Origin of the sequence: Marivirga arenosa (genome assembly GCF_030503875.2) — a bacterium.
Taxonomy (GTDB): domain Bacteria; phylum Bacteroidota; class Bacteroidia; order Cytophagales; family Cyclobacteriaceae; genus Marivirga; species Marivirga arenosa.
In genome coordinates this window covers 1,645,809-1,659,797 of sequence record NZ_CP129968.2, presented here as the reverse complement: position 1 = coordinate 1,659,797, position 13,989 = coordinate 1,645,809, and the positions used below count along the sequence as shown (strand labels likewise).

Below are 13,989 nucleotides of genomic sequence, written 5' to 3'. Positions count from 1 at the left end.
ACAGCTTACGCTATCACGCTCAAAGATACTAATGGAATAAGGTTTTATTGCAATGCTCCTTTAATAACTTTTAAATCATTTAGAGCTTGATTTTGATTTATCTTTCCAGATTTCAAATCTTTCAAAGTTTTCCCCTTTACTTGTAATTCCAAGGTTTCAGGTATTCCACAATCTGTACATTTCGTTATCCCAACTTTAAAAATTAATTGCTCATCATCAGCTAAGCTATTGACATTTTTACCATATTCTAAAATATTATCTATCAACTCTTCCTCAAATTGCGGATATAAACTTTTGATAAGCTCATCTCGCTCTTCTTGTATTAAGTCTTCCCTATCCTGAGTAGGTACATTCCAAAAATCACTTCCAGATCTGATGGAAGAAACCATATCCATATAAAAGATCACTCCAAGTCCTTCTATCTGATCATAAGGCATTCTTGAATTAAGATAATAAGTATCAGATAAGTCTTTAGCATATAACCTTCTCATAATAGTTTGAAGCAAAGTTAAATCCTTAGCAAGTGGTTTTACTTCTGCTTTCTGATTTATCACGATTCTACTTTTCGCCTCCTCTCTGTCAATCTTACCTTTTTGAAAAGCTCTTAGATCAGATACTTTTGCCTCGATAGACAATCTATTTGATTTTACTGCCTCAACACCTTGAGCGTTGCGGTAGAATCTCATATCCTGACCCTTTTCCATAACTAAAATTTTATCCGAATCTTTAAGCTGACTAATCAATTGTCCGTAATCGAGTAAAAATTCAATCACCTGTTCTTTATTTTCAGCAATTTTTTCATTTCTCATGCTGTCCATTTGCAAAATTTTCACTTGAGCTCTCTCCATTGCAATTTCAGCTCTTCTTTCTAATTCAGCTTGCCTTTCCGCTAATTCAGCTCTTCTTTCGGCTCTTTCCGCTTCTATTTCGGCCCTTGTTTCTTCATCTAATTCTTCATCTTCAATATCAATTCGTATATCTTCGATGACCTCGAAACTTCTGGCTATTGCGTTAGAGAAATCTGGCATAGGTGGCATTTCAGGGGCTATTGTAAATGCAAAGGCTCTATTTCTTGGCATCGTTAAAATCACTCCATAATCTTCTATGTACTGAGCTTGTTCTTCATTATTATTACCCCAATTAGCAGATCTATTATCATTTACCAAGCTATTCAAAACCGTTTGAGCAACTTTCAAATCCTTATTCATTTTAGCTTTGTCAATATCTTGAGCGAAGCTGATCATGCCCATAAGGAATAGTGCTACTATTAAACTATATCTTTTCATCTCTATTTTATTTAAATTTTTAATTCTTTATTTAATAAGCCTCCTCAGCTGATTGATTACTTGCCAGAGCATTGATCATTTGACCGGTCTCAATTTTAAATAGATCTTTATCTGACTCCATCAATTCCATTTTAGCAAACAAATAATCCATATCTTCCTGTCTTTGCTCTTGAACATATTCAGCAAAATCAGACAATAGTTGCTCAGTATATACTTGTTGTTGTTCGTTACTTTCTTTCCAATAGGTTTCCATCAACTGCAAGTTATTTTGTTGCAATGAGGTTAAGTAATTATCAATAATTGCTTTGTTCTGATTACTTTGCTTAGCTAAATAGCTTTTTAGCTCTTGCTTATCTTCCACTCGCTTTTCTTCCAGTTTCTGTTCATAATTAGCCAATACCTGGCCCATCATTTTCTGAACTTCCTGCTGATTTAATTGATTTTGATCAGTTGAATTTTGGTTAAATGCTATTCTAAAGTCATTATCCTGACTTGAAATTTCGAGTCCTGTAAATTTTGCAGCTAACATTAAAATCAAGAAGGAGGCTGCAATTGAAATAAACCATTTATACCCATTTTGACTATTTTTTGGTGGCTCGGTTTTGTATACATTAAAAAATGGAGGTGCACTTACCTTTTCATCCTCCCAGCTCCCCATAATATTTTGAGTACTTTGAAAAGCCTCCAATTCTTCTTTTAAGTCTGGGTTTTGACTTAATTCGTTTTCAAAAGCTGTTTTATCTTTAGGACCAAGCTCATCATAGAGATAATCCATTATCATCGCTTTCCAATCTTCAGTTTTCATATTTTAATGTATTTTCTGTAATATTCTCTTTTGCTAATAGTTTTCTCATGTGTGAGAAAGCATAATAAAGTCTAGACTTTACGGTATTTTCAGAAACATTTAAAGCCTCTGCTATTTCTCTAAATTTCAAGCCCTCATATTCTTTCATAATCAAAACCTCTCTTTGGTCTTTACTTAATTGCTGTAAGCATTTATTTAAAATGCCACCTAATTCACTTCTTAAATAAGTCTGTTCTGGATTATGATCTCTGGGTTTTGACACTTCCCAAACTGGGCTTGTATCCTCTTCCTTTTTAGGTAAAAGCTGGTCAAAACTTAACCATCTGTGTCTTTTACCTTTTCTGCTTTCTTGCCTGCAAATATTTGTAGCTATTGTATAAATCCATGATTTAAACTTGCTACATTCTTTCAATTGACCAATTTTATGATGCATGGTAATGAAAGTTTGCTGAGCGGCTTCAGCAGCTAAATCGGATTCTCCAAAGTATTTAAAAGCATAATTATAAATACGCGGATACCATTCTCTCACCACTTCGCCTTGCGCATAGGTGTCTCCACTTTGGGCTTGTGATATTAAATCTTCATTTTGCACCGCATACATTTTAATATATTCAAGTTATGACTTATTTAATTCTTGGATGCGGCTGCTCTCTGAAAAGTTTTAAAGGATGTGAAATATTTTTATTTTTTTAAAACATTAAATCAAGGTGTTGATTATTAAGCATAACATTTAGGTATAAAACAAAAAAGGTGAGCCTAAGCCCACCTTTTTTTCACTAATCAATCAAAAAAAACTAAAACACTATTTAAAGTCGTTTACCGCATCACTTAAGTCATAAACCTTAGCTTCTGGTAATAATCTTTTTACTATACTAAATCCTGCTGCTGATCTGTACCCTCCAGCACAATGTACAATGATTGGCTTTTCGGTATCAATATCCGCAGCTTTTTCTCTTAATTCTGGTAAAGGAATATTTGTAGCTGATTCAAAAAACTTACCGTCCGCTACCTCAGATTTATTTCTAATATCTATGATAGTGTAAGCATCCGGATTGTTTTTGAAATCCTCCACATTTACAAGCGGATCTGTTACTTCCTCACCTTTTGGATTAATTACTCCTGCTACTAAGTTATTTTCATATCCAATCTTAGCTGCTCTGTAAATTGCAAATTCTAAATCATCCTTATTATCTGCAACCAGATAGTAATCTTCATCTGGACCTACTATTGAACCTAACCATGTTTCAAACTTATCAGACTCCTGATTTTGTATATTAATGGCCCCTTTTATATGACCTTTTTTAAATTCTTCTTTTGCTCTGGTATCAATTATTAAAGCTGAACTCGGAATTTCAAATCCTTCTTTAACCTCTGCATTTTTAACGGCTTCTTCTAATGAAGCTGCTCCTTTTCTATTTACTTCCACACTGTTAGGGAAGTATTTAGGAATGAAGGATTGTCCTTCTAAAAAAGCATCTACAAACTTATCTTTTTCTTTAATTTGAAACGCCCAGTTATTTTCTTTCTCTTTTGCGATAGTACTACTTAAATCGCTACTCATATTTTTACCGCAAAGTGAACCAGGACCGTGAGCAGGATATACAATAGTATCATCAGCTAGATCAGCAAACACATCGTTTACTGTATCATACATCATTCCAGCTAATTCTTTTTTACTTACTTGAATGTTACCAGCACCTTCTCTTAAATCGGGACGACCAACATCTCCTACAAATAATGAATCACCAGTAAATACAGCTTTTTGTTCACCATTTTCATCCAATAATAAATATGAATTATGATCTGGAGAGTGACCTGGAGTAAATAGTGCTCTGAAAGTAACTTTACCTATTTTAACTTCTTCTCCATGACCTAATGGTGAAAAATCGTAACTCACTCCTACTTTCTCATTCACGTATATTTTAGCACCGAATTTGTTATGTAATTCTAAATGGCTACTGATAAAATCTGCATGAGGATGAGTTTCAAAAACTGCTACAATTTTACCATTATGATCATTAGCAAAATCTATATATTCTTGAATATCTCTTGATGGGTCTACTAAAGCTACTTGCCCTTCACTTTCTATTGCGAAAGAACCTTGTGCTAAAGCGTCATCATAAAAATGCTTAATATTCATATCTTCAATTTTTCTTTTTGATTCAGTATTGTTTACGGCAAGTAGCATAATAGGATAGTAACATTGGTTACATAGTAGTTACAGAATCTATGAAACAAAAAAAGAGCTCAGAAGAGCTCTTTTTATTAAACAACATTAGAATCCAATCACATGAATAGTTCTTTTATAATCATGACAGAACCCATGATTAAAACGAACCATCCAAAGCCTTTTTTCAGTTTTTGACCATCTATTAAATTCGATAGATAAGAACCGATAAATATACCAGAACCAGCAATTACTGTAAATATTGCTAAAAATACCCAGTCAATTTCTCCACCAGATTGAATATCACCAATGAAACCAATTAAAGATTTAGCAGCAATAATTAATAATGACGTACCTACTGCTTCTTTCATTGGTAACTTAGCCAATACTACTAGTGCAGGAATAATTAAGAATCCTCCACCTGCACCAACTAAACCTGTCAATGCTCCTACTACGATTCCTTCTACAATAATTAATGGGTAATTAAATTTTTGAACGGTTTCTCCTGCTTCCTCCTCAGCCTCTTCTGCTACTTTTTTCTTTCCTTTAATCATAGAGTATGATGCTGCAATCATTAAAATCGCAAAAATCACCATAATCCCAATTGATCTTGTGATTTCTAATCCTCCAATGTAAAACCATGATTCTGGTAAAGCTGGTACTAGAAGTAAACGCGTTAAATAAACTGAAATGAAAGCTGGAATTGTAAATACTATACCTGTTTTATAATTTACTAATCCTTTTTTAGCATAATTTAATCCCCCTACTAAAGAACTAAAACCTACAATGAATAATGAATAGGCAGTGGCTGTAACAGGATTAATTCCAAGTAAATAAACTAATACAGGTACAGTAAGGATAGAACCTCCTCCACCGATTAAGCCTAAAGAGATGCCAATTATAGCCGCACTTAAAAAACCAATTATTTCTATTAATGTCATATTGTCTATCTGTTAATTTTAAGACAAAAGTAGATAGTACAATATCTATCAGGCGTAACAAATGTTACTATATTAAATAAACAACCGACTTCACATTTAATCAAAGGTTCTAAGCTAAATCCACTGATTATACTATTTCAAGAACCTCTATTAATATGTTTTTTCAATTTAGCTTTCAGTACTTCTTGAGAAGAAATTTCCCATCTTTCAACAATAATCCCTTTTGGATCAACCAATAAATAAGTTGGATATGATTGAATCTTATATTGAAGTAGCAACTCTTTTTTATCACCCTCAATCGTCCATATCACTGGCCAGTTTATTGATAAATTATTCTTCTCAGCTAAAGAGGTCCATCTATCTATAGCACTATCTTCATTAAGTGTAATAAATTGCACTTCACTAAATTCTTCCTTCACTTCAATTAAATAGGGAAAAGCCTTCCAACAGGGTCCACACCATGAAGCGGCTATATCTATCAATAGATATTGACCACGAAAATCTTTAGTGCTAATAGAATTCCCTTCTTTGTCAAACCCAGTAAAATCAATAATTTCAGCTTTCAGCTCGATTTTTCTCTTTTCTAAACTATTTATATATGCATTGAAATTAGGTATTTCTGAACGCCTTGCTATTGGAATAAGCTGATAAAGCTCTTTAAATTGAGCTTTTGTGAAATCCATAAATCTGTAATACCGATCTATGTAATTTAAGGCAACTATTGAATTTAAGTTTGAAATGAAAACCTCTTTGAATTTGGGATATGGATCTTTATAATCAAACTTTTCAAAAATTTTATGACTTTCTGATCCACTTACTATTAATTCTTTACTAAAAATATTCTGTTCAAAAAACACTTCAACCTCACCCCCATCGTACCAAAATGTATATGATCTATTGTTTGGTGTAATAAGCGCTCCAAATTCGGGTTCAGAAACTGTTAATGAAAATACATATTCCTTTTGATCCGGGCTAAAAGCATAAGTTTCATTCTGAAGGATTAGCAAATATTCTTTGGATAGCCCCTTATTACTTCTAATAGTCAAATTTACTTGCTCCTGTGAGAATCCAAGCGAAATTGAGATGAAAAAGAACAACAAGGTTATATAAGAATTCATAGTTTTTCTTATAAAAATAAAAGAGTAAAAGCTAAAAACAAACTAAAATTACCGTTTATTTTGAAATGGAATTAAAGCCATAATTATAGCATGTTCATAGTATTGTGTTCTATCTATTAATCCATTGGTTAAAATTCCGACTGCTCCATCTTTTTGCTTTGAATTACTTCTTTTAAAGTAAATATCATCCGCTTCGCCTAATTCAATACCATTGTTTACCATTTCTGCAATTGGTTCAGGTAGATAAAACACTGCAGTTTGCGCTTGACTATTCTTCGTTTTAGATAAGATAACTATCCAAGCAAAAGCTTGCATACCGAATTCATCATTATGAATCCCTCCCTCAATGCCTACCCAATAATCAGCATTAGGCTTATTATCTCTTGCATTTTGAGCTCTATTTTTTGCTCCTAGTAATGTTTCCTTATGATCCATGGGTTGATCTCTTACATTGGAAGGAACGTTAATACCTTCAAATGAAAAATCATCATCTATCATTTTTTGGAAAGCTATTTTAGTAGCTTCAATTTTTACTGGATTTTGAGAAGCAATTATTATTTTCATTTATTTTGATTTTAAAATGGCCGAATATAAGAAAAGCCGAACTTTTCAGCTCGGCTTTTCTAAAAACAATAACCACTAATTGATTACTGATAGATTAAATCAAATCTATCTAACTTCATTATTTTGTCCCATGATGCGACAAAGTCATTCACAAATTTCTCTTTTGAATCAGACTGTGCATACACCTCAGCTAAAGCTCTTAATTCAGAATGTGAACCGAATACTAAGTCTGCTCTAGTTGCTGTATATTTTTGCTCTCCAGTTTCTCTGTCTTTTCCAATGAACTGTTCTTTTGTATCATCTGTAGCATCCCACTCAGTGCTCATGCTCAAAAGATTCACAAAGAAATCATTCGTTAATTTTGTTTTATCGTCAGTGAAAACACCATGCTCTGAACCATCATAATTAGCTCCTAATGTTCTCATACCTCCAATTAATACCGTCATTTCTGGTGGAGTTAATCTTAACAATTGAGCCTTGTCAATTAATAACTCCTCAGTAGAAACACTGTATCTAGTTTTTAGATAATTTCTAAATCCATCTGCCATTGGCTCTAATAAATTCATTGAAGCCACATCAACATCTTCTTGTCTGGCATCCATACGGCCAGGAGTAAAAGGTACTTCAACATCATATCCAGCATTAGCAGCAGCTTTCTCAATACCGGCAGCACCTGCTAATACAATAAGATCAGCCATAGATACTTTCTTAGCACCTGAAGTTTTGTGAAATTCTCCCTGAATATTTCTTAAAGTACCTAATACTTTTTGTAATTGCTCTGGGTTATTAACTTCCCAATCTTTCATTGGTGCTAATTGGATATGTGCACCATTTGCGCCACCTCTCCTATCTGAATGTCTGTAAGTTGAAGCAGATGCCCAAGCAGTAGTAACCATTTCACTGATACTTAATCCAGAATTAAGGATATCATTTTTCAAGCTAGCAATATCTGAAGCATTAATTAAAGGATGATTAACTTCTGGAACAGGATCTTGCCAGATGAAATCTTCTTCAGGAGCTTCAGGTCCTAAATAAGTAGAATTAGGTCCCATATCTCTATGGGTTAATTTAAACCAAGCTTTAGCAAACGCTTTATTAAATAAATCAGGGTTTTCTAAAAACTCACGAGAGATCTTTGCAAAACCTGAATCATATCTTAAAGATAAGTCAGTTGTAAACATTGCTGGCTTATGCTTTTTATTTGGGTCATGCGCATCGGGCACCATCACTTTAGGATCTTTAGCCACCCACTGATGAGCGCCTGCCGGGCTCTTAGTTAGCTCCCATTCATTTTCAAATAAACTTGTTAAATAGCTATGACTCCACTTTGCAGGAGTATCAGTCCATGTTACTTCTAAACCTGAAGTTATAGCATCTTTACCTTTACCTGATTTGTAAGAACTTTTCCATCCGAAACCTTGCTCCTCCATATCTGCTGCAGCGGGTGCTTCACCCACATTATCAGCTGGACCAGCTCCATGGGCTTTTCCTAATGTGTGACCTCCTGCAATTAGAGCAACAGTCTCTTCATCATTCATACCCATTCTTCCAAATGTTTGTCTGATATCGTATGCAGCCAATACTGGATCAGGATTTCCGTTTGGTCCTTCTGGGTTTACATAAATTAACCCCATTTGTACAGCTGCTAGAGGATCTTCCAATTCTCTATCTCCAGAATAACGTTCTTTATCACTTAACCATTTCTCTTCAGATCCCCAATAAACATCTAATTCAGGCTCGTAAACGTCTTCTCTACCACCAGCAAACCCGATGGTTTCAAATCCCATATCCTCTAGGGCAACATTACCTGTTAAGATCATTAAATCTGCCCAAGAAATTTTGTTACCATATTTTTGCTTGATAGGCCATAATAATCTTCTTGCCTTATCTAAATTAGCATTATCAGGCCAGCTGTTAATAGGAGCAAATCTCTGTTGACCAGATCTTGATCCACCTCTACCATCTCCAGTTCGGTAAGTACCTGCACTGTGCCATGCCATACGAATCATAAAAGGTCCATAATGACCATAATCTGCAGGCCACCAATCTTTAGAATCTTTAAGTACTTTAGCAATGTCTTGCTTCAACGCATAGTAATCTAAGCTTTGAAAAGCTTCTTTGTAATCAAAATCCTTATTCATAGGATCCGACAACTCAGAATTTTGCCTTAAAATTGATAAATCTAATCTATTTGGCCACCAATCAGTTAATTGGCTCGCCTTCATTGCAGATTCACTCTTCTTAGTAGCACCAGAATAAGCATCTGCTTCTGCAGTCTTCTCACCTTCATTTTTACATGCTGTAAACATGCTCATGACGAATAATAATACTATTGGAATTATTCTTTTCATTACTTTATGGTTTAAAAAATTTGATTCTATACAAAAATACACTATAAAATTAGTGTTCCAACAATCGATTAAGACGATTTTCTATATATAGTTATAGATAAAATCAATAACTATGCTCGTCAATTTTAACTTTGCCACGGAATGTCCAGAAAACAAAGCCTGTGTATATCGCAACTAAGGGTACAGCAATCATTGCAATGGTAAGCATTATACCTAATGATTTTTCAGAGGCAGAAGCATTATAAAGTGTTAAACTATAAGCAGGGTCAATAGTAGAATGAAGCATAGAAGGAAAAAGCCCTACTGCTCCAATTACTAATAATGCTGAAATCACTCCAGTAGAAGAAATAAAAGCATATCCATAATTCCTTTTGCTTACCTGACGAGGAATATTAGCCATTAATAATACTAGAACCACAGGCAAGAAAAACATCCATTCTTGTTCTTTAATTTGATCAGTTAAATGGGGTACGTATAGTAATGTGTAAAAGCTTAACAGTAACGCTGCTAAAATAAAAAATACAGTACTATTTTTTATTATTAAACCTAATTGGTCATAAAGCTTACCTTCAGTTTTCATTCCCAAATAAAGAGCTCCATGAAGCATAAATAAACCTAAAGTGGTCACACCAGTTAATAGAGAAAATGGATTGATAAAATTAAAATCAGTTTTATGAGTGAACTCTCCTGTTTCATCAATTGGCAGACCCTGCAGTACATTCCCTAATACCATACCTAAAGCAAGTGCCATAATAATGCTGGCAACTGAAAAAGCGATATCCCAAGTTTGCTGCCACCACACCATCGGTTCTTTCCCTCTGAATTCGATTGACACTGCTCTAAAGATAATCATGACCAAAAACAACATCAGCGGGATATATAAACCTGAAAAAAGTGTAGCGTAAACAGGAGGAAAAGCTGCAAATAAGACTCCTCCTGTAATTACAAGCCAAACTTCATTTCCATCCCAAACGGGGCCAATTGCATTTATTGCAATTTTTCTATTTTCCCTATTTCCTAAGAAGAGATGAATAGCTCCAACACCAATATCAAAACCATCCAGGATCGCATAACCCGTTACCACTGCTCCCAACAGCAAAAACCACCAAATATTATATTCAAGTCCGATAAAAGTATCCATATTTTTAGCTTATTAAAATTAAGATTGATTGATAATTTGATTAGTTGAAATCAGGTACACTAGCAGTTTGATGCGGCCTTTGGTCTTCCATTTTCTCATCATACGGTCCGTGCTGAATTTTCTTATTAAGTAGATATATAAATAATAGAAAGAGCAATAAGTAAACGAAGAAAAATAAAATTAATGAGAATAAAACCTGATTAGCAGTAACTGCTTGAGATAAGGCATCAGAAGTTTTCAATAATCCATAAACCACCCAAGGCTGTCTTCCCATTTCAGCGGCAAACCACCCTACCTGATTAGCAATCTGGGGTAAAAACACTGCCCAAACGAATACCCACATAAGCCATCTAAATTGAAATAATTTTCCTCTCCACCACAAGAAGCCTGCAAATAAACTTAAGCCAATTAGTAACATACCAATAGCTACCATAAGGTGATAAAATTGAAAAACTGCGTTCACCTGAGTAGGAATTTCATCTTCAGGAAAAGCATCGAGACCTTTGACTGGGGTAGTAAAATCCTGATGGATTAGAAACGTTAGACCTTTTGGTATTTTAATGCCTACAACTTCTTTAGATTTGTGATCTACCCAACCGAATAAATATAAATCTGCCACCTCACTTTTAGGATAATGACCTTCAAATGCAGCAAGTTTTGCAGGTTGATTTTCTGCAACACCATCAGCTGAATTATGCCCAGTAAATAATTGTGCTAAAGAAGAAATCATTGCTACAACCAATGCGATTTTAAAAGCTGGTTTTGCTATTTCAAGGAATTTTCCTTTTAAAATGTAATATGCATTTACTGAGAGTACTAAAAACGCTCCGGCAAGAAAGGCTCCTATAATAACATGAGAAAGTCTATCTACTGATGATGGATTAAATACCATTGCCCAGAAATCAGTAATTTCTGCCTTTTGGTTTAAACCCTCTCCCACTATTTTAAAACCAGCAGGGGTTTGTTGCCAACTATTGGCTACCACTATCCAAACAGCTGAAAACATAGAACCAAAAGCAACTCCAATAGTAGAAATAAAATGAACAACGGGTGAAACTCTATTCCATCCAAAAAGCAATACCCCAAGAAATCCTGATTCTAGTGCAAAAGCAAATAAACCCTCAGCAGCTAAAGCAGAACCAAATATATCTCCGACATAGCGTGAATAGGTTGCCCAATTCGTTCCGAATTCAAACTCCATTACAATTCCAGTAGCTACTCCAATTCCGAATATGAGAGCAAAAATCTTAACCCAAAAACGGGTCATTTTATGATATAACTCTTTTTTTGTTTTCAAGTACATCCCTTCCATAATGATTAATATTACTCCTAATCCAATGCTTAAAGGTGGATAGATGTAATGGAAGGCCACTGTAAAGGCAAACTGTATTCTTGCTAAGATTTCAGTATCCATAATTGATAGTTTTTATTTATTGTTAAGGTTTAGTTGCAATTAAGCGGATAATATCAGCTTTTCCTTCATGATATTTTCCTTCTGTTAAATGTGTTTCTGTAATTTCCAGCAATTCTATATTTAAATCTTTAAAATCTTCTTTAAGGATTTCTTTTGTATATAACATCTCTACATTTTTGGGTCCTCCAGAATTATTATTGATTTGATCTGGATTAAAAGCTTCCAATATTATTTTCCCTCCAGGCTTCAACCATTTTATGGCTTTTTGATGAGCAAGCTTTCTTAATTCTTCAGGAAAATGAGCGTAAATGAGAGCCACTACATTAGCTGAATTTTCCGGATACTCCTTTTCATGAATATCTGCAGTTTCATAATGAGGAGACACATTCATCTCTTTTGCAAGTTTATTTGCTTTAGCTTTTGCTGATGAGCTAAAATCAAATGCATTCACTTGCCAACCTAAAAGTGCAGCAAAAACTGCGTTTCTACCTTCACCATCGCATGGAAGAATAATCTTACCTGCTTCCATTTTTTTTAAATTGTCACGGAGAAATTCATTGGGCTCAGTTCCGTAAACAAACGTATCCTGAGCATATCTTTCATTCCAAAATTCTTTCATAAATTTTAGTTATTTTGTCGATTTTTACAAAATAAAAAAGCCAGAAAACTACTGGCTTTTTTTATTTATTTTTTGGGCACAGCACAACTGCCACTACCACATCCTTGATTCAACAAAGCTAGAAAAGTGAATAATCCTCCCACTATTAATGCCATGAAATCCCATTCCAGATAAGCTGTTACTAATAAATACATACCTATAAGCAATCTTAGCCATCGCATAAAAGTCCAGGGAGTATTCCAAATCGCTTTAATCATATTAATTTTCTATTTAGTGAAGTCCACGCACCACCGTTAAAAACGTTTTCATAACCATTCGCTTTTAATATACTTTTAGCTCTGCTACTCCTCATTCCTGATGCACAACAAGTGATTATTGTTTTTTCTTTATCTCTTAATTGAGAAATATTAGAAGCCAAAGTCTCTACAGGAATGTTTTTAGCATTCTTTATATGACCTTGTTTAAACTCCCCTTTTGTTCTAACATCCAGAATGATAGCCCCTTCTTCAGCTAATGTTTTAAAATCAGCTTTAGGACCTAAACCGAATAATTTTCTTAAAAAACTCATAATGCCATTGCATAATTTTCAGCCGCAAACCATGAACCTCCGTTGTGGCAATCTATACCTTTGGATTGTAAAATGCTTTGTGCCATTCCACTTCTATTTCCTGATGCACAGCATAATACTATTTCTCCATCGATCCTGCTAATTTCCTCAGCTTTATCTTCTATCTCATTTAAGGGAATATTTATTGCTCCTTGAGCATGTCCCATTACAAATTCTCCTTCTGACCTTACGTCAATAATTGTTATATTTGAATTTTTCATTTATTTCTAATTTTTGTAAAACTATGATGCAAGTAACGCACATTCAAATATTAGGATAGTAACAGTTGTTACATTCATTTAAGATATAATAAAGAAAAAGAAGATGAAAAGTTCTATTTAAATCAACTCAATACTGTCTATTAGTAATTCAAATTTTTCATTCCTCTTATTTGCAATCAAAAAGGTTACCTCTGAAACAGATGAATGATTGAAGTTAGGCATATTAAGTCTTCTACCTCTAAAAACAGGATACATACTGCTTAGTGGAATATCGATAATATCCCAATTGTTTGTCGTTTGAAAAGTAAATGTATAAGAATAATAATCATTTGAATTTGCCTTTATTCTGAACTGGTAATTTTTACCATCACCTTTCAATTTAATTTTAACTTTTGTAAAATCTGTTAACTCGATTTTAGGAAATCGGTATCTGACAGATGAAAACCCACCATTGTTCTCTAAGGAAACATCTCCCTTAAAAACTGCATACCCTTCTTCATTAATTCTGATAGAACCAGCGGAAACACCACCCATAACTTTATCATCTACCACATACCAATTAGATAAATCAGAATTCTTATTAAAGTTAAATATTGTCATCTTACTGATTTGAAAGGGGACTAAAAATACTAATACAAAATAAAATAATTTCACCATACATGATATTAGTTAGTCATTTATAATGCATAACTAACAAAAGCTAGGGTGGTTTAAATATTGAAATCAAATGTAGAATTAAGTTCTATTTTAGTGTT

15 protein-coding genes are annotated in these 13,989 nt (G+C 33.9%); all 15 read right to left on the bottom strand.

Translation table 11 applies throughout. The features are described 5' to 3' along the window. Window positions 1-44 precede the first annotated feature (44 nt). Window positions 45-1,286 carry a hypothetical protein gene (locus QYS47_RS07150; protein WP_322348191.1) on the bottom strand — a complete coding sequence of 414 codons (1,242 nt, stop codon included), beginning with the start codon at window positions 1,284-1,286 and terminating at the stop codon, window positions 45-47. A 31-nt stretch (window positions 1,287-1,317) separates the two neighbouring features. After that, entirely contained in the window at window positions 1,318-2,091 is a 774-nt protein-coding gene (locus QYS47_RS07145; RefSeq protein ID WP_302126814.1) for an anti-sigma factor family protein, read from the bottom strand. After that, complete coding sequence (locus QYS47_RS07140; RefSeq protein WP_322348190.1) at window positions 2,081-2,683, bottom strand: RNA polymerase sigma factor; 603 nt, start codon at window positions 2,681-2,683, stop codon at window positions 2,081-2,083. Before QYS47_RS07140 ends, QYS47_RS07145 begins: the two co-directional genes overlap by 11 nt. Window positions 2,684-2,893: 210 nt before the next feature. Further along, window positions 2,894-4,231, bottom strand: a complete 1,338-nt coding sequence (locus QYS47_RS07135; RefSeq protein ID WP_302128639.1) for an MBL fold metallo-hydrolase — start codon at window positions 4,229-4,231, stop codon at window positions 2,894-2,896. 146 nt (window positions 4,232-4,377) lie between these two features. After that, a complete protein-coding gene (locus tag QYS47_RS07130; protein WP_302126820.1) occupies window positions 4,378-5,199 on the bottom strand; it encodes a sulfite exporter TauE/SafE family protein in 822 nt (273 codons plus the stop codon). Window positions 5,200-5,336: 137 nt separating this feature from the next. Continuing rightward, entirely contained in the window at window positions 5,337-6,317 is a 981-nt protein-coding gene (locus tag QYS47_RS07125; RefSeq protein ID WP_322348189.1) for a TlpA family protein disulfide reductase, read from the bottom strand. A 48-nt stretch (window positions 6,318-6,365) separates the two neighbouring features. Further along, window positions 6,366-6,881, bottom strand: a complete 516-nt coding sequence (gene yjjX / locus QYS47_RS07120) for an inosine/xanthosine triphosphatase (RefSeq protein ID WP_322348188.1) — start codon at window positions 6,879-6,881, stop codon at window positions 6,366-6,368. Window positions 6,882-6,964: 83 nt separating this feature from the next. Next, a complete protein-coding gene (katG, locus tag QYS47_RS07115) occupies window positions 6,965-9,232 on the bottom strand; it encodes a catalase/peroxidase HPI (protein WP_322348187.1) in 2,268 nt (755 codons plus the stop codon). Between the two features lie 103 nt (window positions 9,233-9,335). Continuing rightward, the gene (cydB, locus tag QYS47_RS07110) at window positions 9,336-10,373 is read right to left on the bottom strand and encodes a cytochrome d ubiquinol oxidase subunit II (RefSeq protein ID WP_322348186.1); all 1,038 of its coding nucleotides are present in this window, start codon (window positions 10,371-10,373) and stop codon (window positions 9,336-9,338) included. A 40-nt stretch (window positions 10,374-10,413) separates the two neighbouring features. Further along, a complete protein-coding gene (locus QYS47_RS07105; RefSeq protein ID WP_322348185.1) occupies window positions 10,414-11,787 on the bottom strand; it encodes a cytochrome ubiquinol oxidase subunit I in 1,374 nt (457 codons plus the stop codon). Window positions 11,788-11,809: 22 nt separating this feature from the next. Then, window positions 11,810-12,406, bottom strand: a complete 597-nt coding sequence (locus QYS47_RS07100) for a methyltransferase domain-containing protein (RefSeq protein WP_308357209.1) — start codon at window positions 12,404-12,406, stop codon at window positions 11,810-11,812. A 65-nt stretch (window positions 12,407-12,471) separates the two neighbouring features. After that, a complete protein-coding gene (locus tag QYS47_RS07095; RefSeq protein WP_302126837.1) occupies window positions 12,472-12,663 on the bottom strand; it encodes a hypothetical protein in 192 nt (63 codons plus the stop codon). Next, window positions 12,660-12,974 carry a rhodanese-like domain-containing protein gene (locus QYS47_RS07090; protein ID WP_302126840.1) on the bottom strand — a complete coding sequence of 105 codons (315 nt, stop codon included), beginning with the start codon at window positions 12,972-12,974 and terminating at the stop codon, window positions 12,660-12,662. Before QYS47_RS07090 ends, QYS47_RS07095 begins: the two co-directional genes overlap by 4 nt. Next, window positions 12,971-13,234, bottom strand: a complete 264-nt coding sequence (locus QYS47_RS07085; RefSeq protein ID WP_302126842.1) for a rhodanese-like domain-containing protein — start codon at window positions 13,232-13,234, stop codon at window positions 12,971-12,973. Before QYS47_RS07085 ends, QYS47_RS07090 begins: the two co-directional genes overlap by 4 nt. A gap of 117 nt (window positions 13,235-13,351) precedes the next feature. Beyond that, window positions 13,352-13,834 (bottom strand): CIA30 family protein, encoded by a 483-nt coding sequence (locus QYS47_RS07080; RefSeq protein WP_308357210.1) that lies wholly within the window; start codon window positions 13,832-13,834, stop codon window positions 13,352-13,354. Window positions 13,835-13,989 lie beyond the last annotated feature (155 nt).

What these genes read in the sequence shown, in the direction of transcription:
- QYS47_RS07150 (WP_322348191.1), bottom strand. Translation starts at nt 1,286, where the DNA reads ATGAAAAGATATAGTTTAATAGTAGCACTATTCCTTATGGGCATGATC.
- QYS47_RS07145 (WP_302126814.1), bottom strand. Translation starts at nt 2,091, where the DNA reads ATGAAAACTGAAGATTGGAAAGCGATGATAATGGATTATCTCTATGAT.
- QYS47_RS07135 (WP_302128639.1), bottom strand. Translation starts at nt 4,231, where the DNA reads ATGAATATTAAGCATTTTTATGATGACGCTTTAGCACAAGGTTCTTTC.
- QYS47_RS07130 (WP_302126820.1), bottom strand. Translation starts at nt 5,199, where the DNA reads ATGACATTAATAGAAATAATTGGTTTTTTAAGTGCGGCTATAATTGGC.
- QYS47_RS07125 (WP_322348189.1), bottom strand. Translation starts at nt 6,317, where the DNA reads ATGAATTCTTATATAACCTTGTTGTTCTTTTTCATCTCAATTTCGCTT.
- yjjX (WP_322348188.1), bottom strand. Translation starts at nt 6,881, where the DNA reads ATGAAAATAATAATTGCTTCTCAAAATCCAGTAAAAATTGAAGCTACT.
- katG (WP_322348187.1), bottom strand. Translation starts at nt 9,232, where the DNA reads ATGAAAAGAATAATTCCAATAGTATTATTATTCGTCATGAGCATGTTT.
- cydB (WP_322348186.1), bottom strand. Translation starts at nt 10,373, where the DNA reads ATGGATACTTTTATCGGACTTGAATATAATATTTGGTGGTTTTTGCTG.
- QYS47_RS07105 (WP_322348185.1), bottom strand. Translation starts at nt 11,787, where the DNA reads ATGGATACTGAAATCTTAGCAAGAATACAGTTTGCCTTTACAGTGGCC.
- QYS47_RS07100 (WP_308357209.1), bottom strand. Translation starts at nt 12,406, where the DNA reads ATGAAAGAATTTTGGAATGAAAGATATGCTCAGGATACGTTTGTTTAC.
- QYS47_RS07095 (WP_302126837.1), bottom strand. Translation starts at nt 12,663, where the DNA reads ATGATTAAAGCGATTTGGAATACTCCCTGGACTTTTATGCGATGGCTA.
- QYS47_RS07090 (WP_302126840.1), bottom strand. Translation starts at nt 12,974, where the DNA reads ATGAGTTTTTTAAGAAAATTATTCGGTTTAGGTCCTAAAGCTGATTTT.
- QYS47_RS07085 (WP_302126842.1), bottom strand. Translation starts at nt 13,234, where the DNA reads ATGAAAAATTCAAATATAACAATTATTGACGTAAGGTCAGAAGGAGAA.
- QYS47_RS07080 (WP_308357210.1), bottom strand. Translation starts at nt 13,834, where the DNA reads ATGACAATATTTAACTTTAATAAGAATTCTGATTTATCTAATTGGTAT.